21 protein-coding genes are annotated in these 25,310 nt (G+C 71.8%); 4 read left to right on the top strand and 17 right to left on the bottom strand.

Features of this window, described 5'->3' with window-relative positions; genetic code table 11:
- Window positions 1-166 precede the first annotated feature (166 nt).
- On the top strand, window positions 167-2,995 hold the full coding sequence (locus MILUP08_RS00270; RefSeq protein ID WP_039904994.1) for an AfsR/SARP family transcriptional regulator: 2,829 nt from the start codon (window positions 167-169) through the stop codon (window positions 2,993-2,995).
- Between the two features lie 69 nt (window positions 2,996-3,064).
- Complete coding sequence (locus MILUP08_RS00265) at window positions 3,065-4,633, top strand: alpha/beta fold hydrolase (protein WP_007453573.1); 1,569 nt, start codon at window positions 3,065-3,067, stop codon at window positions 4,631-4,633.
- Window positions 4,634-4,642: 9 nt separating this feature from the next.
- Here MILUP08_RS00265 and MILUP08_RS00260 read toward each other — a convergent pair whose 3' ends face one another.
- From MILUP08_RS00260 to MILUP08_RS00235, 6 genes are all read right to left on the bottom strand, one after another.
- Window positions 4,643-6,592 (bottom strand): HAMP domain-containing sensor histidine kinase, encoded by a 1,950-nt coding sequence (locus MILUP08_RS00260; RefSeq protein WP_007453571.1) that lies wholly within the window; start codon window positions 6,590-6,592, stop codon window positions 4,643-4,645.
- The gene (locus MILUP08_RS00255; RefSeq protein ID WP_039904992.1) at window positions 6,580-7,278 is read right to left on the bottom strand and encodes a response regulator transcription factor; all 699 of its coding nucleotides are present in this window, start codon (window positions 7,276-7,278) and stop codon (window positions 6,580-6,582) included. Before MILUP08_RS00255 ends, MILUP08_RS00260 begins: the two co-directional genes overlap by 13 nt.
- A gap of 73 nt (window positions 7,279-7,351) precedes the next feature.
- Window positions 7,352-8,581 carry an ABC transporter permease gene (locus tag MILUP08_RS00250; RefSeq protein WP_007453567.1) on the bottom strand — a complete coding sequence of 410 codons (1,230 nt, stop codon included), beginning with the start codon at window positions 8,579-8,581 and terminating at the stop codon, window positions 7,352-7,354.
- Window positions 8,578-9,267, bottom strand: coding sequence for an ABC transporter ATP-binding protein (locus MILUP08_RS00245; RefSeq protein WP_007453565.1), 690 nt, complete (start codon window positions 9,265-9,267; stop codon window positions 8,578-8,580). Before MILUP08_RS00245 ends, MILUP08_RS00250 begins: the two co-directional genes overlap by 4 nt.
- Complete coding sequence (locus tag MILUP08_RS00240; RefSeq protein WP_007453563.1) at window positions 9,264-10,481, bottom strand: efflux RND transporter periplasmic adaptor subunit; 1,218 nt, start codon at window positions 10,479-10,481, stop codon at window positions 9,264-9,266. Before MILUP08_RS00240 ends, MILUP08_RS00245 begins: the two co-directional genes overlap by 4 nt.
- Before the next feature lie 6 nt (window positions 10,482-10,487).
- Window positions 10,488-11,045 (bottom strand): hypothetical protein, encoded by a 558-nt coding sequence (locus tag MILUP08_RS00235; RefSeq protein WP_144056834.1) that lies wholly within the window; start codon window positions 11,043-11,045, stop codon window positions 10,488-10,490.
- Between the two features lie 151 nt (window positions 11,046-11,196).
- Between MILUP08_RS00235 and hemC the strand changes: the two genes are divergently transcribed.
- On the top strand, window positions 11,197-12,138 hold the full coding sequence (hemC, locus tag MILUP08_RS00230) for a hydroxymethylbilane synthase (protein ID WP_007453559.1): 942 nt from the start codon (window positions 11,197-11,199) through the stop codon (window positions 12,136-12,138).
- Between the two features lie 43 nt (window positions 12,139-12,181).
- Here the strand turns inward: hemC and MILUP08_RS00225 are convergent, their stop codons facing one another.
- From MILUP08_RS00225 to MILUP08_RS00200, 6 genes are all read right to left on the bottom strand, one after another.
- The gene (locus tag MILUP08_RS00225) at window positions 12,182-12,736 is read right to left on the bottom strand and encodes an NUDIX hydrolase (protein ID WP_007453558.1); all 555 of its coding nucleotides are present in this window, start codon (window positions 12,734-12,736) and stop codon (window positions 12,182-12,184) included.
- 28 nt (window positions 12,737-12,764) lie between these two features.
- Window positions 12,765-14,186: a hypothetical protein gene (locus MILUP08_RS00220; RefSeq protein WP_007453557.1), complete on the bottom strand. Its 1,422-nt coding sequence runs from the start codon at window positions 14,184-14,186 to the stop codon at window positions 12,765-12,767.
- Window positions 14,187-14,189: 3 nt separating this feature from the next.
- Complete coding sequence (locus MILUP08_RS00215) at window positions 14,190-15,098, bottom strand: hypothetical protein (RefSeq protein WP_007453556.1); 909 nt, start codon at window positions 15,096-15,098, stop codon at window positions 14,190-14,192.
- Window positions 15,095-16,426 carry an HAD domain-containing protein gene (locus MILUP08_RS33550; protein WP_007453554.1) on the bottom strand — a complete coding sequence of 444 codons (1,332 nt, stop codon included), beginning with the start codon at window positions 16,424-16,426 and terminating at the stop codon, window positions 15,095-15,097. The genes MILUP08_RS00215 and MILUP08_RS33550 overlap by 4 nt, the downstream gene beginning before the upstream one ends.
- Window positions 16,423-17,736 (bottom strand): glycosyltransferase family 4 protein, encoded by a 1,314-nt coding sequence (locus tag MILUP08_RS00205; protein WP_007453552.1) that lies wholly within the window; start codon window positions 17,734-17,736, stop codon window positions 16,423-16,425. The genes MILUP08_RS33550 and MILUP08_RS00205 overlap by 4 nt, the downstream gene beginning before the upstream one ends.
- Window positions 17,737-17,820: 84 nt before the next feature.
- Window positions 17,821-18,171: a hypothetical protein gene (locus MILUP08_RS00200; protein ID WP_007453549.1), complete on the bottom strand. Its 351-nt coding sequence runs from the start codon at window positions 18,169-18,171 to the stop codon at window positions 17,821-17,823.
- A gap of 424 nt (window positions 18,172-18,595) precedes the next feature.
- On the opposite strand from MILUP08_RS00200, the gene MILUP08_RS00195 reads away from it, so the two are divergent.
- The gene (locus MILUP08_RS00195; protein WP_167626020.1) at window positions 18,596-19,828 is read left to right on the top strand and encodes an outer membrane protein assembly factor BamB family protein; all 1,233 of its coding nucleotides are present in this window, start codon (window positions 18,596-18,598) and stop codon (window positions 19,826-19,828) included.
- Window positions 19,829-19,858: 30 nt separating this feature from the next.
- Here the strand turns inward: MILUP08_RS00195 and MILUP08_RS00190 are convergent, their stop codons facing one another.
- The 5 genes from MILUP08_RS00190 to MILUP08_RS36435 form a co-directional block, all read right to left on the bottom strand.
- Complete coding sequence (locus MILUP08_RS00190) at window positions 19,859-20,371, bottom strand: DUF4913 domain-containing protein (protein WP_007453545.1); 513 nt, start codon at window positions 20,369-20,371, stop codon at window positions 19,859-19,861.
- On the bottom strand, window positions 20,368-22,170 hold the full coding sequence (locus tag MILUP08_RS00185) for a type IV secretory system conjugative DNA transfer family protein (RefSeq protein ID WP_007453543.1): 1,803 nt from the start codon (window positions 22,168-22,170) through the stop codon (window positions 20,368-20,370). Before MILUP08_RS00185 ends, MILUP08_RS00190 begins: the two co-directional genes overlap by 4 nt.
- The gene (locus tag MILUP08_RS00180) at window positions 22,167-23,630 is read right to left on the bottom strand and encodes a hypothetical protein (RefSeq protein ID WP_007453540.1); all 1,464 of its coding nucleotides are present in this window, start codon (window positions 23,628-23,630) and stop codon (window positions 22,167-22,169) included. The genes MILUP08_RS00185 and MILUP08_RS00180 overlap by 4 nt, the downstream gene beginning before the upstream one ends.
- Before the next feature lie 12 nt (window positions 23,631-23,642).
- Entirely contained in the window at window positions 23,643-25,115 is a 1,473-nt protein-coding gene (locus MILUP08_RS00175) for an SCO6880 family protein (protein WP_007453538.1), read from the bottom strand.
- Window positions 25,112-25,310 (bottom strand): hypothetical protein (locus MILUP08_RS36435; protein WP_420329254.1); only part of this gene is annotated, 199 nt, incomplete at its 5' end. The genes MILUP08_RS36435 and MILUP08_RS00175, both read right to left, overlap by 4 nt.

Here is a 25,310-nt window from a genome sequence, read left to right as displayed (position 1 = left end):
ATGTCGCGGTCGAGAGCCGGCCCTCATCCGTCAGCCGGCGCTGCCCTCGTGTCGTAGCGTCTTCGGCCTCGCGCGGAAGTGGACCTGCTTTCTTCTGCCCAGGCGACGCGCCTGCCCAGGCCACGCGCCGGCCGGCCGAGACGGGTGAGGTCCGTACGATGACGTGATGGACCCTGCGCAAGGGACTCCGGCGATGCGGTACCGCCTGCTCGGGCCGGTGGAGGTGCGGTCACCTGGTGGGGCGCCGCTGGCCCTCGGCACGCCGATGCGGGTGCGCCTGCTGGCCATCCTGATGGCGCAGCCGGGCGCCGCGTGGTCCATCGACCAGCTCGTCGACGAGCTGTGGCAGGGACGCCCGCCGAAGACGGCGGCCGGCAACGTGAAGACCTACATCTGGGCGCTGCGTCGGGTGCTGCACTCCGCGGGCGCCCCCGACCCGGCCATCCGCGCCGGGGCCACCGGCTACCGTCTCGTCCTCGACGCACAGGCGCTGGACAGCGCGGCCTTCGACGACCTCACCCAGCGTGGGTACCATGCGTTGCGCCAGGACCGCTGCTCCGATGCCCTGCGGGCGTTCGAGTCGGCGCTGGCGCTGTGGCGTGGCGAGCCGTTCGCGGGCCTCCCCGGCTGCGGGGTGCTGCTCTCCGTCCGAACGCGGCTCCAGGAGCAGCGGTCGAGTCTGCTGGAGGAGGTCGCCGACCTCCAACTGCGGATCGGACGACACAACGAGCTGATCGAGCCGCTGCGGACGCAGATCGACGGGGATCCACTCCGTGAACGTCCGTGGGGGCAGCTGATGGTGGCCCTGGCCCGGGCCGGCCGGCGCGCCGACGCGCTGACGACGTACCGCAAGCTCCATCGGCTGCTCGCCGACGAGGTGGGGGTGGAGCCGGGTCCCGATCTCCAACACCTGCACACCCGCATCCTGCGAGCCGACCGGGAGCTGTTGACGTCCGGGACGCGGCCGGTGGAGAAATCCGCGCCGCGGGTCGTCCCCCGGCAGTTGCCGGCCCCGCCGACGCTGTTCACCGGCCGGACCCGCGAGCTGGCTCAGCTCACAACGCTGCTGCTCGGCGACGCGGGGCCGGCCGGCACGGTGGTCGTCACCGGCACCGGCGGCGTCGGGAAGACCTGGCTGGCTCTGCGCTGGGCGCACGACAACCTGCGCCACTTCCCCGACGGACAACTCCACGTCGACCTGGGCGGTTTCGGCAGCTCGGCGCAGGAGGCGTCACCGTCGGCCGTCGTCGTACGCTCGCTCCTGCCCGCCCTGGGCGTCAAGCCGCTGGAGATCCCCGCCGAACCGGCGGCCCAGTTCGCCCTGTACCGCAGCCTGACCGCGGACCGGCGGCTGCTCGTCCTGCTCGACAACGCGCGCGACGCCGAACAGGTGCGGCCGCTGCTTCCCGGGTCGGCTCGCTGTGCGGTGCTCGTGACGAGTCGCCACACACTGCCCGGGCTGGTCGCCGCCGAAGGCGCGCATCCGGTCGCCCTGGACCTGCCCAGCACCGCCGAAGCGCGCCAACTGCTCGTACGCCGGTTAGGTGCGCAGCGGGCCGCCGCCCAACCCGCGGCGGTGGACGAGCTGATCAGCCGTACCGCACGGTTGCCCCTCGCCCTTGCCATCGTGGCCGCGCGCGCCGCCGCCCGGCCCACGTTCCCGCTCCAGGGCATCGCGGACGACCTGGCGGCGAGTCGCGGCGGCCTCGCCGCCCTGGTCACCGACGACGCCGCCACCGATCTGCGTACGGTGCTCTCCTGGTCGTACCGCCTGCTCAGCCCGGCCGCGGCCCGGCTGTTCCGGCAGCTCAGCCTGCACCCGGCGGCGGACATCAGCGGGGCGGCGGCGGCCAGCCTCGGCGGCGCGCCGCCACACCTGATCCGGCCGGCGCTCGACGAGTTGACCCGGGCGAACCTGCTGGCCGAGCAGTCCCCCAACCGCTTCCACTGTCACGATCTCCTCCGCGCCTACGGGAAGGAGTTGACCGACGCGCACGACTCGGCGGCCGACCGTGAAGCCGCCCGGAAGCGCGTGCTCGACCACTACCTGCGTGTCACCCGTGACGCGGCGAGGCGTGTCGACGCCGGTTGGCAGCCGGTTGATCCGCTGCCCGTGCCCCTCGACGCGTCATCCCCGACGTTTGCCGATCACCGGGCGGCGCTGGCCTGGTTCGGCACCGAACAGCGGGTACTGCTGGCCACCGTCGACGACGCGGCCGCCCACGGCTTCGACACGCACGCCGGGCAGCTCGCCCAGGCCCTCACACCCCTGCTCAGCCGGCTCTCACAGTGGCACGACCTGGCCGCCGTACAGGCCACCGCGGTCACGGTCGCGCAACGCCGCGGCCATCCACTGGTCGAGGCGCTGGCGCACCGGGACCTCGCGTTGGCGCACATCCAACTCCGCCGGTTCCGTGCGGCCCACCATCATCTTCGGCGCTCCATGACACGGTGCGACCAGGTCGGCGACCGCTCGGGACAGGCCAGCGCACACCTGCACCTCGCCTGGCTGTTCGACACCGAGGGCGACCCTCGAGCGGCCCTGTCGCACGCCAGGCAGGCGCTGACGCTGGCCAGCAGCATCGACGACCGGCGCGGCATGGCGGCGGCGCTCAACGGGCTCGGCTGGGGCCATGCGCGACTGGACGAGTACGAACGCGGCATCGCCTACTGCGAGCGGGCGCTCGTGCTCTACGAGGAGGCCGAGGATCGGCTGGGCGCGGCCCACACCTGGGACAGTCTCGGATTCGCCCACCACGGGCTGGGGGCGCACCCGACCGCGGCCGACTGCTACCGGCGCGCTCTGGCGCTCTATGCCGAGGCCGAGGACCCGTGCGGGAGGGCGGACACGCTCGTCCGTCTCGGCGACACCCATCAGGCGGTGGGCGACCACGACACCTCGGTGGACCTGTGGCGGCAGGCGTTGGCGATCCTCGATCGGGTCGGTCATCCGCAGGCCATGGTGCTGTCCGAGCGGCTGGCGGCGTACCGCTGAGCGCCCTGCGCCGACCGCCCCCGGACCGGCGTGGATCCGACGTGGACCGGGCGTCGGCAGGCTGGGCGAATGCTGACCACGAAAAGAACCACCTCCTGGCATCCCAGCGGGGTCGACCGTCGGCGCCGGCGGCTTCTCCGCAACCTCGGGGCCGTCGTCGCGGTCCTCGTCGCCCTGTCGCTCACCGCCCCGCCGTCGCTCGCGGGCGCCACGCCGGGGGCGGCCGGCGGCATCGGTTCGGCCGTCGCAGACGCCACCGGCGGTTGGAACGGCCGTATCGACTGGCAGGCGTGCCCGGAGCGGCCCGACGATCCGGGCACGCGTTGCGGCACCCTGCGCCTGCCGGTGGACTGGGCCCGGCCGGGAGGGGCGACCTTCCCCCTGGCCCTGGCCCGGCGTACCGCCACCGACCCGGCCGCCCGCATCGGCGTCCTGGTCTTCAACCCCGGCGGTCCCGGGCTGTCCGGGGTGGACACGGTGCTGACGGCCACCAGCCAGCTCGGGCCGGACGTGCTGCGTCGCTTCGACCTCGTCGGCTTCGATCCTCGGGGCACCGTCCGTAGCGCACCGGTGCGCTGCTCGTCGGCATTGCTGGCCCGGCACCCCTCCCTGACGCCCACCAACGCGGCAGAGTTCGACGGACTCCGCACCTACAACCGCCAGTTGCGCGACGACTGCCGCGCTCACAGTGGCCCACTGTTCGACCACATCGACAGTGCGAGCGTCGCGCGCGACACCGACGCCGTCCGGGCCGCGCTCGGCGAGCGGCAACTCAGCTTCTACCAGTGGTCCTACGGCACCCTGATCGGGCAGTCCTACGCCGAACTGTTTCCCGACCGCGTCCGCGCACTGGCGATGGACAGCGTGATGGACCACAGCCAGGGAGTGGGAACGTTCTTCCGCAGCGGGGCGGCCAGTAACGAGGCCCTGTTCCACGAGTTCGTGACCTGGTGCGAGCGGACCTCGAGCTGCGCGCTGCACGGACGCGACGTACCGGCGCTGTTCGACGGGCTGATGCGCCGCGCCGACGCCGGCACGCTTGTCGACGCATCCACCGGCGCCAGGCTGACGTGGTTCGAGCTGGGGTTCGCGACCTTCGTCAACTTCTTCGACTCGACCTGGGCGGACCTCGCGACAATGCTTCTCGCGCTCGAGCGGGGCGAGCCCGCCTCGCTCGCGTCCCCGATGGTGCCGGTGGACACCAACCAGGCCCTGACCGAGTACGCGCTGCCGGCGTTCTGCCAGGACTGGTCGCTGCCGGTCGACGGGTTCGCCGACTGGAAGCGGTATCTCGAACTGTCCCGCGCCGCGGCGCCCCACCTGCGGGCCTCCCCACTGACCGTCCGGTTCGCCGCGATCTGCCTGGGCTGGACGGCCGTCAATCCCCAACATCGGCTGCGGGTGGAGACCACAGCCCCGGTTCTGGTGCTCAACGGACGGTACGACCCGGCCACCCCGTACGACGGGGCCCTGCGGGTGGTGAGCCAGCTCGGCGGGCGGGGCGCACTCGTCACCTACGAGGGGTCGGGCCACGCCAGCTACCCGCGGACAGCGTGCACCCGGACCTACGTGGAGCGGTACCTCACCGAGAGAGCCGTACCGCCGGCCGGCGCGAGCTGCCCAGCCGCCCCGGCCTGACGGCGCGACTCAGACCGGCGACTGCCCGCCCGGTTCGACCTCGGTCGGACCGGGCGGCCCTGTCTGACCTGAGGCCAACCGTTGGCCGCGCTCAACAAGTCCTTCGTGAGCCCGATCGGCAGAGGTACGTGCGTCGAAGCCCGGCAGTCGGATGGTGAAGAGCGTGCCCCGGCCCGGCTCGCTCTCCACCTCGATCGTGCCGCCGTGTGCCTCGGTCAGGTGGCGCGCGATCGCCAGGCCGAGCCCGCTCCCGCCCGTCACCCGGCTGCGCGACTCGTCGGCCCGCCAGAAGCGGTCGAAGATCTTCGGCAGGTCGGTCGGACCGATGCCGGTGCCGGTGTCCCGTACGGAGATGGTCGGGCCGTTCGCGTCGACAGTGACCGAGCCGCCGGGCGGGGTGTGCCGGATGGCGTTCGAGATCAGGTTGCCGATCACCTGCCGTAGGCGTGCCTGATCGGCTCGCACGACCGGATCTCCCGCGACGGTGAGCTCCAGGCGTACCCCTGCCGCGAACGCGCTGCCCCGGTGGCTGTCGACCACGTGCGTGAGCACGTCCCGCAGGTCGGTCGGCCTCAGGTCGATCCGCAGTGTGCCCGCGTCGGCTGCCGCCAGGTCGCCGAGGTCGTCGATGATGTGCTGGAGCAGCAGTGCTTCCTCGTGCAGCAGCGCCAGTAGTTGGGCATCGGTCGGGGCCAGGTCGTCCTGGGCCGCCTCCAACCAGGTACGAATGTTGCTGAGTGGGGTTCGCAGCTCGTGCGCCACGTCGTTGACCATCGTGCGGCGTTGCGCCTCGGCCCGTTCCCGGCGTTTTGCGGAGTCGTTCAGGGCGCGCGCCAACCGGCCGATCTCGTCGCGGGTGGACACCGGGGCTGGCGTGTGCAGTTCGGCCGCCTCGGCGAGGTTGCGCAGCGGCCGCACCAGGCGCCGGCCGATCAGCACGGTCGCCGCGACGGTGGCCAGCAGGACCGCGCCGGTGACCGCCACGATTCGACCGATGCTGCCGCCGGACAGGCTCAGCGTGGTGCGGCCGGTGCCGGGCGCGGTGACGAACAGCAGCGCGCGGGGTGCCACGTACGGTCGAAGTTGGGTCCTGCGCCCGGCTTCGACGCAGCCCTGCACGACGCCGACCGGCCCGGCCGGCTTGAGCAGCGACGGCGGCGTCACCTTGATCTTCTCGTGCGCGGTCCGGACAACCGCCGACTCACCCAGGTACGCCTCGAAGGTCGGCGTCATACGCAACTGGGAGGAGCGGTCGCCCAGGCCGAGACAACTGGCGGTCAAGGTGCTCAACGTCTGGAGCGCCTTCTTCTCGGCCGGGCTGACCAGACTGTCGAGTTCGAGTCCGCAGCTCTCGGTCACGGACCGGGTCAGTGGCCGCTCGGCCTCGGCGCGGACGGTGGTGAGGACGACACTCGGGCGACCGGTCTTCGAGGTTTCGACGACACCGTCGTAGCCCATCTTGTTGAAGCAGGTCAGGGCGTTCCTGGCCACCTCGCTCAGCACGTACCGGTCTTCGGCCGGCACGGTGTACGGGCCGGTGGCGCGCTCGTCGATGTGCTCGGTGCCGCCGGTCAGGTCCAGGTCGACGTGGAGCGGATCCACCACCGCCGAGGGGCGGGTGTTCCGCAGCGCCGGTCCGGCCTGCGAGTCAAGGATGATCTTGTGGTCGTCGGTGGTCAGCGTGATGCGGCGACCCAGCTTGGCGGCGCGCGAGTGAACCATGGCGGCGGCACCGGACCAGTCGTGGTGGGTGGCCGCGTAGCCGACAAGCGCCTCGTAGACGGCCCTCTGGTCGGCGGCCGCGCCGCCCTGCTCGTAGTTGATCGCCCGGGTGGTGGTCGTCGCCGCCAGCCAGGCGGTGGCCGAGATCGCAGCCAGCGCGATCACGACCGAGGAGACCAGCAGCCGGGTCACCAGGCTGTGCCGCAGCGGCACCCGGCCCGCACTCACGGAGGGCACACAGCCAGCTTGTAGCCCACACCGTGCACGGTGAGCAACTGTTCGGGACGTCTCGGGTCGACTTCGATCTTGCGGCGCAGGTTCATCACGTGTACGTCGATGGTGCGCTCGGTCGAGCTGCGGTCGAGGCCACGGGTGTGGTGCAGCAACTGTGCGCGGGTGAAGACCCGGTCCGGCTGCTCGGACATGGCGGCCAGGATCGCGAACTCGCCACGGGTGCACTCGACCCGCTCGCCGTTGACAGTGACGTGGTGCCCGACCGGATCGATGCTGAGCCGACCGACCCGCCGGAGGCCCCGGGCGGTGTGCTGGGGCGCGCTCCTTGGCGCGCGGCGCAGCAGGGTACGGATGCGGGCCACCAGCTCGCGGGGGCTGAACGGCTTGGTCAGGTAGTCGTCGGCGCCGAGTTCCAGTCCGAGAAGCAGGTCACTCTCGGTGCGGCGCGCGGTGAGCATGAGCACCAGAACGTCCGACTCCTGCCGCAGCGTGCGGCACACCTGCAGGCCGTTCAGTCCCGGCATCATCACGTCCAGGATCAGCAGGTCGGGCCGGTCCCGGCGGGCGGCGTCCAGCGCCGCCCGCCCGTCGTGCACCACTATGGTTTCGTGGCCGTCGGCCACGAGATAGCGGCGGATCCCCTCCGCGTGCCGCAGGTCGTCGTCGGCGACCAGGACCATCGCACACATGTCGGCGATGATAGGTCGCCGCTGCGGCACCGAACCGATTTCCCACCCGACCTGACAGATTCCTAACGGCAGCTCAGACGCTGGCGAGCGACTCGGTGGGGTCGAGCGAGGCCGCCCGCATCGCCGGATAGACACCCGCCAACACCCCGACGACCAGGGCGCCTCCCAGCCCGGCGGCGGCCGCCGCGGGTGGGATCGTCACCGGCCAGTGCTGGAGGGTGGCGTAGCCGGCGACGGCCACCGCGCCGGTCAGCACCCCGGCTGCTCCGCCGAGCGCCGACAGCACGATCGACTCGGTCACGAACTGGATCCGCACCTGGCCCCTGTTGGCACCCAGAGCCCGACGCAGGCCGATCTCGCGGCGCCGCTCCAACACCGAGATGTACATCGTGTTCGCCACCCCGATGCCGCCTACCAACAACGCGATCCCGGCCAGCCCGAGCAGCAGCGAGTTGAAGGTCTGCCGGACCGCCTGCTTGGCGGCGAGCCCGTCCGAGGGGCGACTGACCAGTACGTCGCCCGGATGCTCCGGGTTGGCCGTGGCCGCCAGGACCGAGCGCACCGCGACCACCTGGGCGTCGGTGGTCTGCACATAGATCCGGGTCGGGTGCCCGTCGAAGCGCAGCCAGCGGTTGGCCGCCTCCCAGCCGATCATCGCCGAGCGGTCGATCTCGGGCGCGAGTGGCACCGGGTCGAGGATGCCGATCACGCTGAACCGCTGCCCGCCGAGGTGGACCTGGATCGGCTGGGAGAGGTCGACTGTGGTGAAGCCGAGCCGTTGGGCGGCGACCGAGCCGAGGACCACTGTCGGCAGCCGTTCCATCGCGGAGTCCAGGAAACGGCCGGAACGTACCCGGCCGTCGATCGCCGCGAGCAGGTTCGTCCTGGTGGCGACAACCGCGATCGCGTTGTAGTCGCCAGGGCCGGTCCGGTCGGAGCGGGCGACGTTCAGCCCGAAGTCGGCGGTCGCGCTCGCCACCGTCACCGGCGCGATCCGGGACACCATGTCCACCGACTCGACGGGCAGCTTGACCGGTGGCTCGCGGTTGGGCGCCGGTGTGACCTGAAGTCGGTTGGTGCCCAGGGCGGCCAGCTTCTCCTCGAGTGCCCGCTGACTCGACGCGGGGATCCCGGTGACCAGGACCAGGGTGGCGATGCCGATGGCGATGCCGAGCGCCGACAGCGCGGCCCGCGCCGTGCGCGTGCGGAGGCCGAGCAGACCCAGACCGATCAGGTCGGCCGGGGCCAGTCGGACCGGCGCGGCGTCCCGGTCCACTCGCGCCGCTTCACGGGTACGCCTCATACCGGCACACCGCCCACCGCGGAGTCCGACACCAGCCGGCCGTCCAGGATGCGGATCTGTCGGGGCACCCGGGCGGCCACCTCGTGATCGTGAGTGATCAACGCGATCGTGGTCCCCTCCCGGTTCAGCTCGGTCAGCAGGTCGAGCACGGCCGAGCCGGTCGCCATGTCGAGCGCCCCGGTCGGCTCGTCGGCCAACACCAGCGCGGGCCTGTTGACAAGCGCCCGGGCGATCGCCACCCGTTGGCGTTCGCCGCCGGAGAGCGCCTGCGGGTGGTGGTCGGCGCGGTGGGCCAGGCCGACCCGCTCCAGTGCCGCCAGGGCCAGCGCCCGGCGGTGACGGCGGTGCACGCCGGCGTAGAGCAGGCCGGTCGAGACGTTCTCGGTCGCGCTCAGCCCATCGGTGAGGTGGAACTGCTGGAACACGAAGCCCAGCCAGCGGCCGCGCAGGCTGGACAGCTGCCGGTCGGACATGGTGGTGACGTCACGTCCGCCGATCAGCACCCGGCCCTCGGTGGGCCGGTCCAGCGTGCCCATGATGTTGAGGAGGGTGGACTTTCCCGACCCGGATGGGCCGAGGATGGCCACGAACTCTCCCGCGTCGATCCGCAACGAGACGTCGCGCAGCGCCGTCACGTCCCTGCCGTAGCGCCGGCTGGCGCCGTCGATCTCCAGCACCGTGGTCACGACGTCGTCACCACCCGGGTGCCGGCGGTGATGCCCGTACCGGTGATCGCCACCATGCCGTCGGCGAACAGGCCCACCTTCACCGCGACCAGGGCACCGTCGGAGATCTGGACGCCGTAGCCGCCGCCGCTGAGCGCGAGCAGTGCGCCGACCGGTACGGCGAGGACGTCGTGCTCGGTGGTGCCGGTGAACCGGACCTCGACGGCGGCCGAACTGATGTTCTGGATCGCCGCAGCCTTGTCCACCGTGACGACGACCTGCACCTTCGGGCTCTCCGAGCCGGATTCTCCGCCTTCTGACGGGCCGGCTTGGACGTTGCTGCTCACCGAGTTGATGGTGCCGCTGGTGTGCGAGCTGTCCGGGAGGCCGATCTGCACCTTCTGCCCGGCCCGGAGATCGTCGGCCCGACTCGCGTCGATCTCCACCAACACCGCCTTGGCCTGATCGCTGATCGCCATCAGGTTGCCGGTGGCGTCGTCGCCCAGCTGCGCCGAAGCCGCGCCTACCCGTACCGCTCCGGGCAGCACCAGGATGTCGCCGAGGGTCACCGCACCGGTGGCCGGTCGTACCCCTTCGGCCGCCTGCCAGCGTTTCACCGCGTCCTTCAGCGATGGGGTGAAGACCCCGTCCTGGCTGGTCACGACGGTCTGGTAGGACGACGTGCCGGATCCGGCCGTGGGCGCGTCCCGGTCAGTGGTCCTGTCCGTGGTCTTGCCGGTGCTCTTGTCCGTGCCCGCGCCGGCAGCCGGCGGGGGAGCACCCTGGACGGTGACCCGGGTCCCCGGCGGCGGCTGGTGCCCGATCCGATAGCCGAGCGTCCGCAGGTTGTCAGCCAGCACCTTGACGTCGCGGCCGACCGTGCCGACCACCTCGATGTCGCGGAACATCGGCGACGAACCGAAGAACAGTGTCACCGGCCGGTCGCCGACCCGATACAGGGTGTCGCCCCGGGCGATGACACTGCCCGGCTTCGGCAGCCAGGTGAGCACGCCGGCAGCGACGCCGCGAAGGGTGCGCTGCCTGCGATAGCCGACCGTGCCGCTCTCCGTCCAATAGTCGGACAGGTCGGTCCGGACCACCTGGGCCGTGGCCACCTCGGCGGCGGCCGGGTGGGCGGGCCGGGTGTCCTGGCCGGCGCGGGCGTGAACGACGTAGACCACGCCGCCCAACGCGAGCGCACCGGACATGACGGCGATGAGGGTTTTCGTCCGCACGGTCGGCTACTTCTGCGTGAAGGCCGAGATCTCGCACTGACGCTGGATCTCCCTCCCCGCGGCGCTGTTCGCCTTCTCGAGATTGGCCTTGGTCTCCGGCGCGACCCAGAGGCCGGCGTTGTCGGTTCCCGCCTGCCGGATCTCCATCGACAGACCGTGGCTCTGGACGCACCGCAACTGCTCGCGGAGGTCGTCGGCGAAGTTCGGGTTCTGCTGGGGGTCGAGTTCCGGAGCGCCCAGCGGCTCCTTGTCGGCGCACGCGTCCACGGCCGGCTGATACTTCGCCTGGTCCATCTTGTAGCTGAGCAGCGGACCGCCGTTCTCCCCCGGCGCCGACGGCACGCCGTGCTGCACCCAGCAGGCGTAATAGGCGTCGTAGACGCGGTCGATCTCCTGCCCGGTCGCCCCGAGGGGAAGCTGACGATCGGCGCCGCTGCTCGAACCGGCCGGGCCGGCGCTGGCCGACGTCGTCGCGCCCGGGATCGCGGCCACCTGCGGCTCCGACTCCTTCGACTGGCCGCCGCAAGCCTGAAGGGACAACAGCAGGGCCCCCAGACCGACCATCTTCACAATCGTGTATCGCATGCCGGCCAGCGTGGTCGCCGCATGTGAGCTGTTCGTTAGGTTCGCGCGCCGTCTTCGAATGTGCGGACAAGAGCGCAGCAGCGTCGGGCTGGCTGTCGCCGCCCGCCCACTACGGTCTACCCTCGCCGGTATGTCCGACTCCCGGCTGCTGCGCATCGGTACCCGCAACTCCCCGATGGCGCTGGCCCAGGTTGAGCGGGTTCGCGCGCTGCTCGCCGACCGGCACCCCGAGGTCGCGGTGGACGTGGTGTCGATGACGACAAGCGGCGATCGGTGGCACGGCGACCTGGCCGCGTTGGGTGGCAAGGGAGCGTTCACCAAGGAGGTGGACGCGGCCCTGCTCGCCGGGGACGTCGACGTCGCTGTCCACTGTGTCAAGGACGTACCCGGGGACCGGCCGGTGCCGGCCGGCACGGTGATGGCCGCCTACCTCGCGCGAGACGATGTACGGGACTGCCTGGTCCACCCGGGCGGACTGAGCATCGAGCGGTTGCCCGCCGGCAGCCGGATCGGCACCTCCGCCGTCCGGCGGATCGCGCAACTGACCCTGCACTGGCCGCACCTGGTGCCGGTGCCGGTGCGCGGCAACGCGAACAGCCGGCTGGCCAAGCTCGACGCCGGCGACACGTACGACGCGCTGCTGCTCGCGGTCTCCGGGCTGGAACGGATCGGGCGGGCCGACCGGATCACCCACCCGATCGACGTCGACACGATGGTCCCGGCGATCGGCTCCGGAACCCTGGTCCTGCAGTGCCGCGACGACGACACCAGCACCCGTGACCTCGTGGCGCGCCTCGGCGACCCGCGAACCGCGCGGGAGACCGTGGCGGAGCGGACCCTGTTGCACATCCTCCAGGGCAACTGCCACTCGCCGATCGCCGCGCTCGCGCGCACCGAACCCGACGGGCGCCTCGGTCTGCGGGCGAGGGTGCTCAGCATCGACGGCAAGACAGTGCTCGACGCGCACGAATGGGCGGCGGATCCCCTCACCCTCGGGACTTCGGTGGCCGCGGCCCTGCTGCGCCAGGGCGCCCGCGAACTCCTCGACCTGCCCGCCCACGGGTCGGTATAAGCAAGAACTCGGCCGACCCTCGGCTGACGACCCGGCCACCGTGCTATCGGGCGGCGGCATCACCCCTGCGCGTCTCCACGGCCAGCATGAGCAGGTCGGGAAGCCAGGGCTGGTCGGTGAGCAGCAGCACGGCGGCCTCCGGGATCGGCACCGCGCGGACCTCGACGATCTGTTCCGCGTCCTCAGGCATCGTCGGCGCCTGGACGATCGCGGCGTCCGCGACGCACCACAGCCAGGCCTTCTCCGGATGCGGCTGGTGCGGCCGGTACGGCAGCGGACGGTCGGTGACGCAGTGATGCGCGCCCACCACCGTCAGCGGGCTGGTGAGAACCGCGCCCGCCTCCTCCAGCAGCTCCCGCCCGACGCACTCCTCGACGCTCTCACCGGGCTCGCGCGTGCCTCCGGGGAGGAACCAGACGTCGCGGTCGTCGCGGCACAGGATGACCTGGTCGCCGCTGAACCCCACGACGTGCACGTTGGTGACCAGCGCGTCCGCCGGTGCGCCGATGGCGAACTGGGCGTCGAGGCCGCCCCATTCCCACCGCTGCGGGGCGAACAGCAGGGGGTACGCGGCGGCGAGGCCGGAATCGGTAGGCATGTGCGGGGATCCTTCCTGCCGGGGCGGGTCAGCGACTCGGAGCGTCGGGTCGCCGGGGGTGCCCGGTGTGCGGCGTACCGCCGGAGGTCCGCTGCGGAGCGCTGCTGCCGGGCGGCCGCCCCCGCTGGGCAGGCGCCTGAGACACCGTGCCGCCCGCCGTCGGTGCGATGCCCCGCAGCCACGGCTGGCCGGTCCCGGCGCGGCGGTGCGTGGCGTCGATCTCCCCGCGCGGCGCGACGACGTCAGGACCCCGCTGGGTCACGTTCCGGAACTGCTCGATGAAGGCCTTCTTGTCGTCGATCGACGTGACCTCGTCGAACTTCGTCCAGAACTGGGTCCGGGTGTCCTCGGGAAGACGCGCCTCGTGCATGAGATCGTCCAGGCGGCGGACGAGGCGGTGGTCGTCGCGGTGGACGAAGCTGTCAAGTATCCGGTTCAGTCCCGGCTCCACGTCGTCACTGCGGTTGATCCAGGAACGCACCTGCGTGGTGAACTGCTCACGCACCGCCGCCGTGTCGAGCGGAGCGCCGTTCCTGACGTCCACCGCACTGTCGTGGACGGCGAGCAGGGCCGCGACCTTGCTGGCTTCGCGGACGGCGGGAATGCGGTAGGGCTCGGCGATCAGCACCGGATTGCATCCCCACGTCCGGTCCGGGGTGTCCACCAGACGTGTCTGGTCGGGCGCATCGTCCTTGATTCGTTTCGGACTGCTCAGCGGGCCCTGCAACGCGTTCTCGATGACGCGGATCGCCGGAATGCTGCCGAAGGTGAGCGCGGGGTCGTCCGGGAGCGTCTTCAGACCTCCGCCGATGCCACCCTCGCGGTGCAGCGCATATCCCTTCTTGCTCCCGGGATGCGGATCGCCCTCGATGCCGTAGTAGAACATGTACCGACCGGTGAACTCGGTCTTGGGATAGACCGCGGCGCACAGTTCCTGAATCGTTCCCTTCAGACAACTGTCGACGAAGGTGACGCTGCTGCCTTCCTTGCCCACCGGAATTCCGTTGCCCCGCAGGTATCGCGTGAGCCGCTGGTAGGCGCCGTCGACATCCCGGTCGTCGATCGACTTGGAGATCTCCCGGTACGGCTCGAGCTGTGGGTACTCGGCCCCGCTGTTCTTCTCCTTGTCCTGGACCGCGGCCTCGGCCAGTGCTCGGGAGAGCACCACGTTGTGGCAGTGCGCGTCGAAGAAGTCGCGGTCCAGCGCACGGACGGCCACGCCGAGGCTGAAGCCGTCCCGTCCGACGAAGACGACACGCGTGTTCGGGTCGGCGTCGACGGAAGCCCGCAGGTCGTCGAGCATCTCCGCGGCGATTGAGGTGACGTAGGGCCCGTGGTGCTGACGGAAGACGGCGTACGCGTCCGCGACCGCCGACCGGTCGCTCGCGGACTCCAGCCCGTACGCCTCGTAGATCGCGTCGAGTCCGGAGAACTCCTCGGTGGCCGCCACCTGTCACGCCCCTCGGTCGGGCCGCGACGCCGCCGAGGACGGCTCGACGACCCGGGTGAGCCAGCGGAGCAGCGCTTCGTACTCCTCGACGGCCCCCCACCACAGGCGGACCCCGTCGTTGCCGCGCTGGAAGACGCCCTCGCCGTCGACCTCGGTGCCCGCCTGTTCCACATCGACGAAGGGCAACATCACGGCGGCGCTCAGGGCGACGGAGTCACTGAGCACGGCGGCCGCATCCGACCGGTCGACCGTGTCGTCAAGCGCCTCGGCCAGCGCCATGGCCTGGCGGCGGCCGCGGTCGATGGACGACCCGGCGTCTGCCGGCCCGGTGAGCACCAGGTCGAGCGCGGCGAGCCGCCCCTCCCGCACCGCGTCCAGCACCGTACGAGCGGCCTCGGCGCTCGCCGGTCTCCCGCTGTCCGCCGACTGCGTGACACGCAACCGTTCGGCCAGGCCCGGATCGTGCTGGATCAGCTGCGCAAGGCGGAGAGGCTCGCCGAAGCTGACCCAGCGGATCGGCTGCCCGTTGTCGCCGCAGGCGGACCGGACGACTGACGGCACATCGGGGGGCCGGTTCACGACCGTGACGTCGGCGCGGCCCGCAGCGTCCAGGAGGCGGCGTGCCGCCGATCGGGCCGGCTCGTCGCCCACCAGCACCAGAGCGAGCTGCGGGACGCCGCGTGCGGCGGCCGCCACCGCGAGGACGGTGCCCGGGCCCCAGGCGGAGGCGGCGTCGATGACGAGCGGAGATTCGCTCAGGTTCTCCGGCCAGTCACCGCCCTGCCCGAGCTGCCGGCTGCTCTCCGCCAGAGCGGTGCCGGGGAACAGCTCACCGACCGCGCTCAGAGCGTCGTAGTCCTGCCGGGCCTCATCGATGGCCCTGCCCTCGTGCCTCGGACTTTCCGATGTCATCGCCTGCCCCTTGATGGCTGTGGTGATGTAGGTGGACGAACCGCCGGCGTCGCCTGGTGCGGCTGCTGTTGAGGCCGGCGCGCGGCGGGCCTCGGCAGGTAGGCGACGGCGGCGGGCCGTCCCTCCCGCATCTCCGCCACGGACCTGGCCACTCCCGTGACCCTCTCGAGCAGGGCATCCGGACCGTCGCGCAGCAGTTGATCGTACGGGACCCGCTCGGCCCGGCCGCCGTGACCGAAGGCGACTGTCAGGTCACTTGACGTGTCGCTGCGGTCGGCGCGGACGGAGACCTGCACGAGCGGGCCGGGGGATCCGATCAGGACCGAGCGGTGGGTGCGCTGGATGTCCGGGCTGATCCCGAGGTCGGCCACCGCGGAATCCACGAGCTGCTGGATCCGCCGGCCGGCGTCGCGGTCGGCTGGGTCTCCGAGAACGAGACGGTACGAGTCCTTGGCGTGCGCCACGCCACCGCGCTCGGGCTGGGCGGCCCGCAGCGCCGCTCGATCGGCCCAGACGGTCGCCGCCGCGCCGTCGCCACGGAGGAACCGGCGGAAGGACTGGCGGACGAACTCGTCGGTGGGGCGTACCCCGCGCGGCTCACCGCTGTGCTCGGCCGTGACCGCTGTCGCGCAGCGGTCCCAGAGCGAGACGGTGAGGTCCCTCCGGTCGAGACCGGTCGCCTGGCCGGGCAGGGCGTTGCAGGTGCGCGCGAACCATTCCGCCCGTTCCCGCGACACCGGGTCGGCCGCCAGGTGCGGGGTGCGCTCCAGGAGTTCCTCGCCGCTGAGGACTGCGGGACCGCTGGTGCTCTGTGCCCATGAGCGCACCTGATCGAGGTGGTCGGGGAGCAACCCGACCGCCGGGTCGATCGGCACGAGCAGCGTGGGTACGCCGGTGTCGAGGACACGCGCCTCGGCCCACCGCCGGTCGGGGTCCGTGAAGAAGTCGTCCAGCCAGGCGAACGGCATGCCGTCGGCCTCGGCCAGCACGCTCGCGGCCTTCCAGTTCACGCCGAACGGCACCGGGCCGGCCAGAGCCCGGTCGATGACCAGGACGGGCAGCGGGTCGGCCAGGCCGACGACGGGCGCGACGTAGGCGTTCGCGGCATCGTTCCAGGTCGTCGCCCAGCGCAGCTCGACAAGTCCCTCACGGTCGAGGGCGTTCAGCAGCACTCCGTGCTCGGGGTTGAGCTGCACCTGGTAGCCGTGCAGGTCATGCGGTGTGAAGCCCCGGTCGGCATGGTCACCGACGGGGTTGAGGACCCCGTCGATGTCGAGCAACAGCCACGGCTTCACGGCGTCGTGGGCAGCGGGTCCCGTACCGCTCACCGGCCGCGTCCCGGCCGGAAGGCCTCCTGCCATCCCTGCGGACGCCGGGGCGCCACGGCCGGAGGACGAGTCTGTTGGTGAGCGACCTGCAATGCGGCCGTCGCGGCGGTGGTGCCGCGCGTGGGCGGCGCCAGGGTCCGGATGTTCTCGACCACCCCTTCGGCGGCGTGTCGCCAGGTGTGGTTCTGCCCGAGGTGCTCACGCAGGTCCATGGCTCGACGCCGGGCCTCCGGCAGATCCTTCAGGACGGCCTCGGCGTGGTCGGCCCACACGGTGGGCAGTGTCGCCTCCGAGCTTCCCCGGGTGTTCACCACCGACGGTGCGCCCAGAGCCGCTGGCACCTCCTTCGGGTCGCCGAGGAACATCCCGACTCCGGTGTGGTTCCCGACCAGGACCGGCACGCCGTGCCCCGCGGCCTCCAGCGGGGCCAGGCCGAAGTCCTCGTGCCGTGCCGCGTGGATCACCATGTCCGCCCCGCGGAGTTCGGCGGCCATGACGTTCGGGTCGGAGGTGTAGCCCCGGACCCGGACCGGGAAGCCGGCGATGTCGGACAGCACGCGTTCCTGTTCGGCGACGTCGGACTTGTGGGCCCCCAGCATCGTGAGCCGTACGTCCATGCCGCGGTTGTGCAGTTCGCCGACGGCGGCGGCGGCGATGTCGGCGCCCTTGAGGCGGTCGTCGGTGCGCGTGAAGACCAGCAGGTTCAGTCGGGTCTGCTCCGGGTCGTACCGGGGTGGCGTCTCCAGGATCACTCCGGGGGTCATCTGCACCACCGGGGGCGGCTTCTCACACATCCGGGCCAGGCGGCGGCCCTCGTCGGTCAGCAGCGGACCCACCCCGACCACCAGGTCGGCCCGGGACACCAGGGCGCGCTCGGTCTCGGTGTGCTGGTTCGACTCCAACGGTTCGCCGCGGCCACGGTCCATCTCGTCCGCCGTCACGTGGACGAAGTGCACCACCTTCGCGTGGGGGTAGAAGTTGTCGCGCAGGTAGGAGGCGGCCCCACCGGAGAACCGGCCGTGGCCCATGATGACGTCGACGTCCGCAGGGAGCCGGTCCGCCCGGAGCAACTGCGCCCGCGTGTCGGACACCCCCGGGACCGGGTCGAGCACCTGGATGTCGACCAGGGGATGCGACGGCGAGGGGACACTCACCCGGGTGGTCACCCGGTGCCCGAGCTCCGCGAGCGCTATGGAGATCTCCCGGTTGACGGCGATCGGACCGCCGCCGATCCACTTGTCGCACAGCGTGAGCACGTTCAACGGCCGGTTCTGCGCCTCCGCCCGGGCCGGCGGCAATGGCACTGTCATCTCTGCTGCCCTCTTCTGCTGTCTGCGGATACCTGGTCGGCGGTCAGGGCACCGAAATCGCGCGGCGCGCGGTCGCGGCGACGGTCAGCCGCGCATTCCCGTCGCTGCGTAGAGCCGGCCGACGAGTTCGTCGGCCACTTCGGCCAGTTGCACGGCGTCCGGGCTCACCGCGTCGGTGGTGACGCCCTGGCGAAGCCGGGCCGACAACTCCCGGAGCAGGGACGCGGCCACGAGCGCCTCGGTGCTGGCGATCTCGACGGACCGCGGTGCCTCGGCATCGCCCTCGCCCGCCAGCGTCCTGCGGGACAGGTCGGCCTGTTCGGCGAAGGTGAGGTTCTGCCGTACCGATTCGTCCCGCTCGTTCCAGAGGTAACGGTGCGTGCTGAGCATGCATCCCCAGGAATCCGACACCTTCGTCACCTTTGCTGCCTCCATGTCCACATCCTTACGCCGGCGGGGAAGGTCATGGCCTCGTAGCTCACGGGACGCTCATCCGCGCGACGGGCAGGACGAGGCCGGCGGGGCGCGGCAGCACCGCTGGCGGCTCTGGCGGCCCCCCGGTCCGCGCACAGCAGACTCATGCAGTGCCCTCCCCCGAACGCACGACTGCACCGGCACGCCCACGCGGTGGCCAGCTGCCGAATCCGCTCACGGTGCGTGCAGAGGTGAGCATAGATCGACCTGTCCAATCGCGACAGACCAGGAAACCGCGGTGACGGCGTGTCGGGCGGGGCGACCGCGGATCCGGCCGCCGTCGATCGACCGAGATGGCAGCGGACCTCGGTGAACGCCCGTCTGATCGATGCCCGTTGCTATGCTTCCGCGCGGGGGGACGATCACGGGAAACGGGGATCCAGTGGTGAGAGCGCGGCTCCAGACGGCGGCGGTGATTGTTGCCCTCGCGGCGACGACCACGGCGTGCAGCGACGACGACCCGCCGTCACCACCGTCACCGCCGGCCGCGTCGGCCCCCGCTGCCACCCCGTCGATGCCGGCGTTCGACCCGCCGACCCGATTCGCGCCGACCGGCGCCGCGCTGGGCGAGGCTCGCCCCGGCGACGTCCTCCTGCACGGCACCACCGCGTTCCTGGCCGGCGACGCCCAGACCACTGTGGTGGAGGTGGGCAGCGGACACCGTCTGTCGGTGCTCACGCCGGAGCAGTCGCCGATCACCCGCAACCCGGCCGCCGCCGGGCACCGGCCGGTGCTGATCGACCTCTCCGGAAAGCCCGCGGTGGTCGTGCCGTACGCGGTGGAGATCCCCGCCTCCGGCACCGTCGCGGCCCGGCAGGCCGTCGAGCTGCTCGTGATCGACGCGACGGACGGCCGGCTGACGAAGACCGTGACGGTGGACGCCAAGCCGGCCGAGGGCGACTTCAGCCTGGTCGCCCGTGACCACGTCCGCGTGATCGGCGGTCGCGGCTCCGTCGTGGTGCTCGGCATCGGCAAGCAGGTGACAGTGGCCGTCGACGTCAGCACCGGCAGCACCCTCTGGCGCGACAACGACTTCGACGCGTCGGCACTGCTGGGGGACACGGTCGTCGGCCTCACCGCCCCGGACAGCGGCTACCGCCGTTCCATCACCGGACTCGCGGTGCTCGACGGCGCCAAGCGCTGGTCGGCGCTCTCGGTCGCCAACGCCGAACTCGCCGCAGGCGGTCCGTCCTTTCTCGTCGCGGTGGGTCAGCAGACCGACGGCAAGCGCTTCTACACGCTCATCAAGAAGGACGGCACCCTGGTCAACCGCACGAAGGGCGAGTACGGGGCGGGACTGCGCTGCTCCTACGACGAGGCGGCGGTCACGGTGTGCGCGATCGGCAACTCGCAGCCGCTGTTCGCACTGGACTCCACCACCGGAGACGACCTGTGGCAGCTGCCCGCGACGGGTCGCCGCGCCCCCCGGATGACCGTGGCCTGGCACGGCGCGGTCTACGGCACGGTGAACGACGCCGCCGTCGTCCTCGACGCGCGCACCGGCACGGACAAGGAGGTGTCGCCCGGGGTGGCTCCGGTGGCCGTCACCGTTCACGGGGGCCTTGCCGCGGACCCGTCGGACGGCACGGCACTGGTGTTCCACCCGGCCCTCGGCTAGCCGGTACGGGCCGTGGGGCCCTCCCGGCGCTCAGCCCTCGGGCAGCTGATCGAGGACCTCACGCGGGGCGGCGACGGCCGGCAGGGTCCTGGGCTCGGTGTGCCGGCCGGGTTCGCACTTGGCGAACGGCCCGTACTCGGTGGTCATGGTCATCAGGTGCGGATCGAGGTGGTGCAGCCACCAGGTGCTCATGGTGTCGTCGATGCGGGCCCTCTCCCACTCGCGCCACATCGCGTAGAAGCGTGAGATCGCCTCGGGGTGCGCCCACCATCGGTCGCACCAGTAGATGCCGCTCTTGGGCCCGCTCAGGACGCGGCGCTCGACGACCTCGGCCAGATACAGCCGCATGAAGTCGTCGAGGTTGCGGAACGCCGGCTCCGGCACCTCGTCGGCGGCCTGCTGCGGCTGTGCGGCGGCACCCGCGGTCGCCTGCGGTTCCGGCTGCGTGTCGTCGCGCGGCAGAGCACCGGACAACTGCTCCAGGAGAGCGGACAGTTCGGCCACGGCCCTCTCCGAACCGCTCTGGCCGGTGGGCGTGGTCATCGCGGCTCCTGTACGGGGGTGTCGAACGACTGCACCTGCGGGGTGTCGGCCTTGAGACTCCAGTCGTTCCGGCTGTCCGGGTCCCAACGGGCGATGGAGGCCTTGATGGCGTCGGCGTACGGGCCGGTCTGCCAGGGGGCGGTGCGGGCCAGCACCGGCGGCGCACCGGAGCTGTACACCACCATCCGGCCCCGGGGCAGCGCGTGCAGCTCCGCGACGTCGAGCACCCGCTGGCGGCGGGTCTGCCGCGACACGGACTGCTGACCGAAGCCGGAGCCGTTTGTCGACGTGGATCGGGTCATGACGTCGTGTTCACCGATGAGGCGGGACAGCTCCTCGAGGAACTCCGGGTCCGCGACGCCACCGCCGTAGGTACGCACGTTCGCCGCCGACCACAGTTTGCGCATGCCTTCGCGACCCCACACGTCCATGCCCTGGGCGTACGACTGCAGCACCGTGATGATCGGCAGGCCGTGCGAGCCGTAGTAGGAGTACAGCGCCGGCAGTTGGCGGATGCGGCAGATGTTGGCCGCCTCGTCGAGCACCGACATCAGCGGCGGGTCGAGGCGCCGGCCCGGCGAGGCGCGGGCGCGCAGCTCCCCCGCCCGCAGCACCGCGTCGGTAAGCGCCGCGATCAGTGGCGCCGGCGATCCCGGACCGCCCTGGCTGAGCAGGTAGACGGTGTCGCAGGTGGCCACGAAGGTCTCGGGACGGAACTGCCGGATCGCCGACGAGGTCGGCGGGCTGACCCAGGCGGTGACGCTCGGCTCGGTCAGGCACATGAGCATCTTCTGCGCACCGGCGTAGACGCCGCCGCGGGTCTGGTCCGGCATGTTGACCACACCGATGATCGAGTCGGCCGGCAACTGGAAGCCCGCACTGGTGAGAATGTCGGCAGGCGACTCGTCGCGCGGGTTCACCGCCCACCGGTACACCTCGAGGATGGACCGGCCGCCGACCGCGGCCGCCAGCAGCAGATTGGCCACCAGCTCCTCGGCGCTGGGGTCGAAGAACGCGTCGCGCTGCATACCGGGTTCGCGCTCCGCCGAGGCGAAGTGCTCGGCCAGCCGGCGCGCGTCGGTGATGGTGGCGACCTCGCCGAGCGGGTTCCACCACATCTGCTGCGGCTGCCCCCAGACCTGCTGCGGGTCGAACACCCAGATCTCGCCGCGCGTCGCGCGCAGTTCCCGGGTGGCGTCGATGATGTCGCCCTTGACGCTGGTGACAAGCGTCGGCCCGGGGTTGGACACGGTGGCCGGAATCGCACGCGCGGTCGTCTTACCGGTCCGCGGCCCCCAGATGTCGACGGCCATGTCCTCCCAGGACTGCCGCAGCTCCATACCGCCGGCAACGGTGCGTCCGATGAGGACTCCCGCGTCGTCGGGGGCGACGGTGCCGGCGTCGGCCAGGCTGGCCCGCAACCGCTTCGCGGACGCGGTGACGCCGTCGGGGCTCAGGTGCTTCAGATCACCGCGACGGGCCATGTGCCGCGCGGCCTCGTCGACCCGGCTGCCCCGGAGCCGGCGGCCCCTGGTCAGCAGCAGCACACCGGCGGCCAGCGCGGCCACCACCAGCACCTCTCCGACGGCCACCAGGGTGCACGCGACGGTCCACGTGATCCTGCCCGAGATCAGCGCCCCGGCGGCGCTGAACAGACCCTCGCCGTGATAGCCGGGCGGCTCGGTCAGCCGCAACGGGAGCCACACCGCCCCGGCCGCCGCCAGCGCGAGCACGGCCAGGCCACCGGCGATCAGGCCCGAGGAGTCGCTGCTTCCGCCAGGTCCCACTGTTCGGCTCATGTGCGCTTCCAACGGAAATCGGTGTTGCCCAGTTGCTTCTCGATCTCGGTGGGTTCGAGGTGCACCGGGATGCCGGGCCTGGTCCCGACCTTGATGAGGAAGTTCCCGCGGCCGATCAGGACCTCCTCGTCGTCCGGCCCGGTCGTCCACGACGGCGGCGCCGACCACGACAGCACCTCGCTGCGTTCGGCCTGCGACAGGGGCCGTACCCGCGCCACGGCGTCGAGCTCCTGCTCGGAGCAGGCGCCGATCATGAGCACCGCGCACCGGTCGGCGAAGCCGCGGGCCTTGGCGCGGTCCTCCTCGTTCGGCAGAGCCTGGAGGTCGCCCAGCGAGTGGGTGATGAACGCGGTGCCGGTGCCCTTGGAACGGTTCAGGCGGGTCAGCGCGTCGATGCGGTCGACCATGCCGTGCCCGACCCGCAACGCGCGCCACATCTCGTCCAGGACCAGGAAGAAGCGCCGCGGCGGGGCCAGTCCCAGGTCGGCCATCCGGTGCGCCGCCTCGACCTGACCGAAGCCGGCGGCCCAGGTGGTGACCAGGGTGGCGGCGGTCAGAGCCTGGTTGGTCTCGCTGATGCCGGAGATGTCCACGCACAGCGCGGTGGTGTCGAGTTCGATCGAGGCGGTGGTGTGGCCCTCGACCGTCGAGCCGAGCGGACCGTGGATCAGCGCCCGCAGCGTACGCCGCAGGTTCTCCGTCTCGAGGCGGTAGCGGTCCAGGTCGTTGTCGTCGTGCCACAGGGTCACCCACCGCACCTGCATGGGTGCCTCCTCGATGACCCGCAGCACGTCCGACAGCAGCGGCTGGGCGACGCTCTCCCGCTCGGTCAGGTAACGCAGCGCGGCCGCCAGCACGGTGATCTCGTCCGACGCGAGCGGGGCACCCCGGGTCAGGGTCGCCAGCACCAGGGCGGCGTTGAGCCGGCGGTCGACGATCTCCGCACGTAGCTGCTCGATCTCCTTGGGGTCCTGCACGTGTGCCAGCACCTGCTGCCAGGGGCCGATGTCGAGCGGGTTGATCCGGTGCAGTCCGGGGCCCACGCGCAGCACCCGCCCGCCGAGCGCGGCGACAAGTTCGGCGTAGTCGGGTTTGAGGTCGCCCAGGATCAGCGGGGTCACCCCCTGGCCGACCAGGCTCAGCAGCATCCGCCGCACACTCGTGGACTTGCCCATGGCCGGCTCGGCCTGGATCCACACCGACGGGTTGTTGATCAGCTTGGCGCGTTCGTACCAGGAGATCGGGTCGAAGCACACAGTCGCGTTGGTGTAGCGGTGCCGGCCGAGCGGAGCGCCGATAGTCGGGGTGGACGAGCCGGTGCCGAACGGCCACAGGCCGCACACCTGCACAGTCGTGCCGCGGTACTCGGTGGGCGACTCGACCCACGACACCCGGCCGCCGCCGGGTCCGGCGTAGCCGAATCGGGTGGGACGTCGGATCGGGATGACGGATCGGGGCATCGGGTCCGCCTCCTAGAACGGCACGGTGGCGTGCACGGGCAGCACCACTCCGGTCGGCAGGGTGGCGGCGAAGGTCGCCGCCTGGGCCCCGTACATCGGGCGGAGCATGAGCCGCGCCTCGGCGGCCCGCGAGTCGATGATCCGGGTCGCCTCGTCGAGCTGTTCGACCGAGGAGACGGTGGCGGTGACCAGCACCGTGAAGCGCACGACGCCGGCGCCGGAAGCCTCCTCCTGCGCGGCCTGCTCGGCCGCGCTGAGGTCGGCCAGGTCCCGGGCGGTGGCCTGGGACTTCTTCGTGGCGTTGAACCGGGCGTCGCGCTTGTCCGCTTCGACGAGCTTGGCCGACTCGGCCGGCGAGTACGGCCGGTAGATCAACGACACCCGCTTGCGCAGCAGTTGCGGGTCGGGGTCGGTCAGCCGGGCGAACGTGTTGGCGAAGGTGACACCACGGGGAGCCTCGACCATTCCCCAGGTCCTCGAGACCCCGGAGTCGTGGCGGTAGTAGTCCCAGCTCTCCCGAGCCGAGACCGGGCCGGCGTTCTCCCAGGTGAGGTCCAGGTCGGGGGTACGCGACAGCTCGATGCTGGTGCCGGGGTCGTACGCGGCGCGCACGGCCCGCACCAGCGATCGCGGCATCATCGGGCGTACGCCGCCGCCGCCGGCGGCCGAGAGCCCGGAGTGCAGGTTCGGCAGTCGTGCGGCGACCTCCCGGCACATGTCCTCGTGCGAGAGCTGTCGACGGTTCGGAGGCAGCGTGTAGGTGAGCGAGACCCGGGTCTCGACTGTCGCCGACCCGGCCGGGTAGCTGCGTACCACTTCGTGGAGGACCTGGCGGGCCAGTTCCGGTGCCTGCGGCGACATCGTGTCGTTGACCTCGGTGGCCAGCCGCGTGCCCGGGTCCGGGGTGCTCTCCACGGTGACCGCGGCCTGTACCAGGCCCGGTTCACGGCTGAGGTTGGACAGCCAGGCGGCGAGGTGTGCCACGCGCGCGTCGATGGCGCTCTGGTCGACCAGGTCCATGCCCTCGGGGTAGCAGCGCAGCGTGACGGTGTAGTGCCGCGACTGTGGGATGACCACCACGCCGATGCGCCCGGAGCGGCCCGTCTCGACCTCGTAGATCTGCGAACGGGCCAGAATGCCGGGCAGTTGGTGTGTCTGCGTCACCTTCGAGGCCACGCCGGACAGGTACAGGTGCTGCCGTCGTGAACGCCCTCGCCACCACGCGAACCGTGCCGCCATGACCTGCAGTCCGGAGCGCCCGTTGACGCGGATGGCCAGCGGGACCAGGACGGCCGCACCGCACAGCGCGGTCAGCAGGGCCGCCACGAGTGACACGGCGAGCATCAGCACGGTCAGCAGGGCCAGACCGAACATGATCAGCGTGCCGATGGTGCCCAGGCCGAACAGTCCGGCCGACACGCCGCGACGCCAGTTGCCGTAGGCGCGCTGCTGCGACGGGTTCGGCGGCGCGGCCGTCGTCGTCACTGGTCAGCTCCTGTCGGCCCCGACGCCCCCGCGGCGGCACCACCGATCTTCCTGATCGCGTCCGGGCCGGCCTTCGCTGCGGCCTGCCCGACCACGACGCCGGCGGCGATCGGGCCGGCCGCCGCGGCGAGTCCGCCTGCCGCTGCCGCGCCACCGCCGGCTGCCGCACCGCCGCCGGCCGCGGCACCCCCGCCG

The organism is Micromonospora lupini str. Lupac 08 (genome assembly GCF_000297395.2).
In the GTDB taxonomy this organism is placed as follows: domain Bacteria; phylum Actinomycetota; class Actinomycetes; order Mycobacteriales; family Micromonosporaceae; genus Micromonospora; species Micromonospora lupini.
The sequence above is the reverse complement of the archived record's forward strand: the minus strand, read 5'-3'. Positions and strand labels throughout refer to the sequence as shown.

What these genes read in the sequence shown, in the direction of transcription:
- MILUP08_RS00270 (WP_039904994.1), top strand. Translation starts at nt 167, where the DNA reads ATGGACCCTGCGCAAGGGACTCCGGCGATGCGGTACCGCCTGCTCGGG.
- MILUP08_RS00265 (WP_007453573.1), top strand. Translation starts at nt 3,065, where the DNA reads ATGCTGACCACGAAAAGAACCACCTCCTGGCATCCCAGCGGGGTCGAC.
- MILUP08_RS00255 (WP_039904992.1), bottom strand. Translation starts at nt 7,278, where the DNA reads ATGTGTGCGATGGTCCTGGTCGCCGACGACGACCTGCGGCACGCGGAG.
- MILUP08_RS00250 (WP_007453567.1), bottom strand. Translation starts at nt 8,581, where the DNA reads ATGAGGCGTACCCGTGAAGCGGCGCGAGTGGACCGGGACGCCGCGCCG.
- MILUP08_RS00235 (WP_144056834.1), bottom strand. Translation starts at nt 11,045, where the DNA reads ATGGTCGGTCTGGGGGCCCTGCTGTTGTCCCTTCAGGCTTGCGGCGGC.
- hemC (WP_007453559.1), top strand. Translation starts at nt 11,197, where the DNA reads ATGTCCGACTCCCGGCTGCTGCGCATCGGTACCCGCAACTCCCCGATG.
- MILUP08_RS00225 (WP_007453558.1), bottom strand. Translation starts at nt 12,736, where the DNA reads ATGCCTACCGATTCCGGCCTCGCCGCCGCGTACCCCCTGCTGTTCGCC.
- MILUP08_RS00215 (WP_007453556.1), bottom strand. Translation starts at nt 15,098, where the DNA reads ATGACATCGGAAAGTCCGAGGCACGAGGGCAGGGCCATCGATGAGGCC.
- MILUP08_RS00205 (WP_007453552.1), bottom strand. Translation starts at nt 17,736, where the DNA reads ATGACAGTGCCATTGCCGCCGGCCCGGGCGGAGGCGCAGAACCGGCCG.
- MILUP08_RS00200 (WP_007453549.1), bottom strand. Translation starts at nt 18,171, where the DNA reads ATGGAGGCAGCAAAGGTGACGAAGGTGTCGGATTCCTGGGGATGCATG.
- MILUP08_RS00190 (WP_007453545.1), bottom strand. Translation starts at nt 20,371, where the DNA reads ATGACCACGCCCACCGGCCAGAGCGGTTCGGAGAGGGCCGTGGCCGAA.
- MILUP08_RS00185 (WP_007453543.1), bottom strand. Translation starts at nt 22,170, where the DNA reads ATGAGCCGAACAGTGGGACCTGGCGGAAGCAGCGACTCCTCGGGCCTG.
- MILUP08_RS00180 (WP_007453540.1), bottom strand. Translation starts at nt 23,630, where the DNA reads ATGCCCCGATCCGTCATCCCGATCCGACGTCCCACCCGATTCGGCTAC.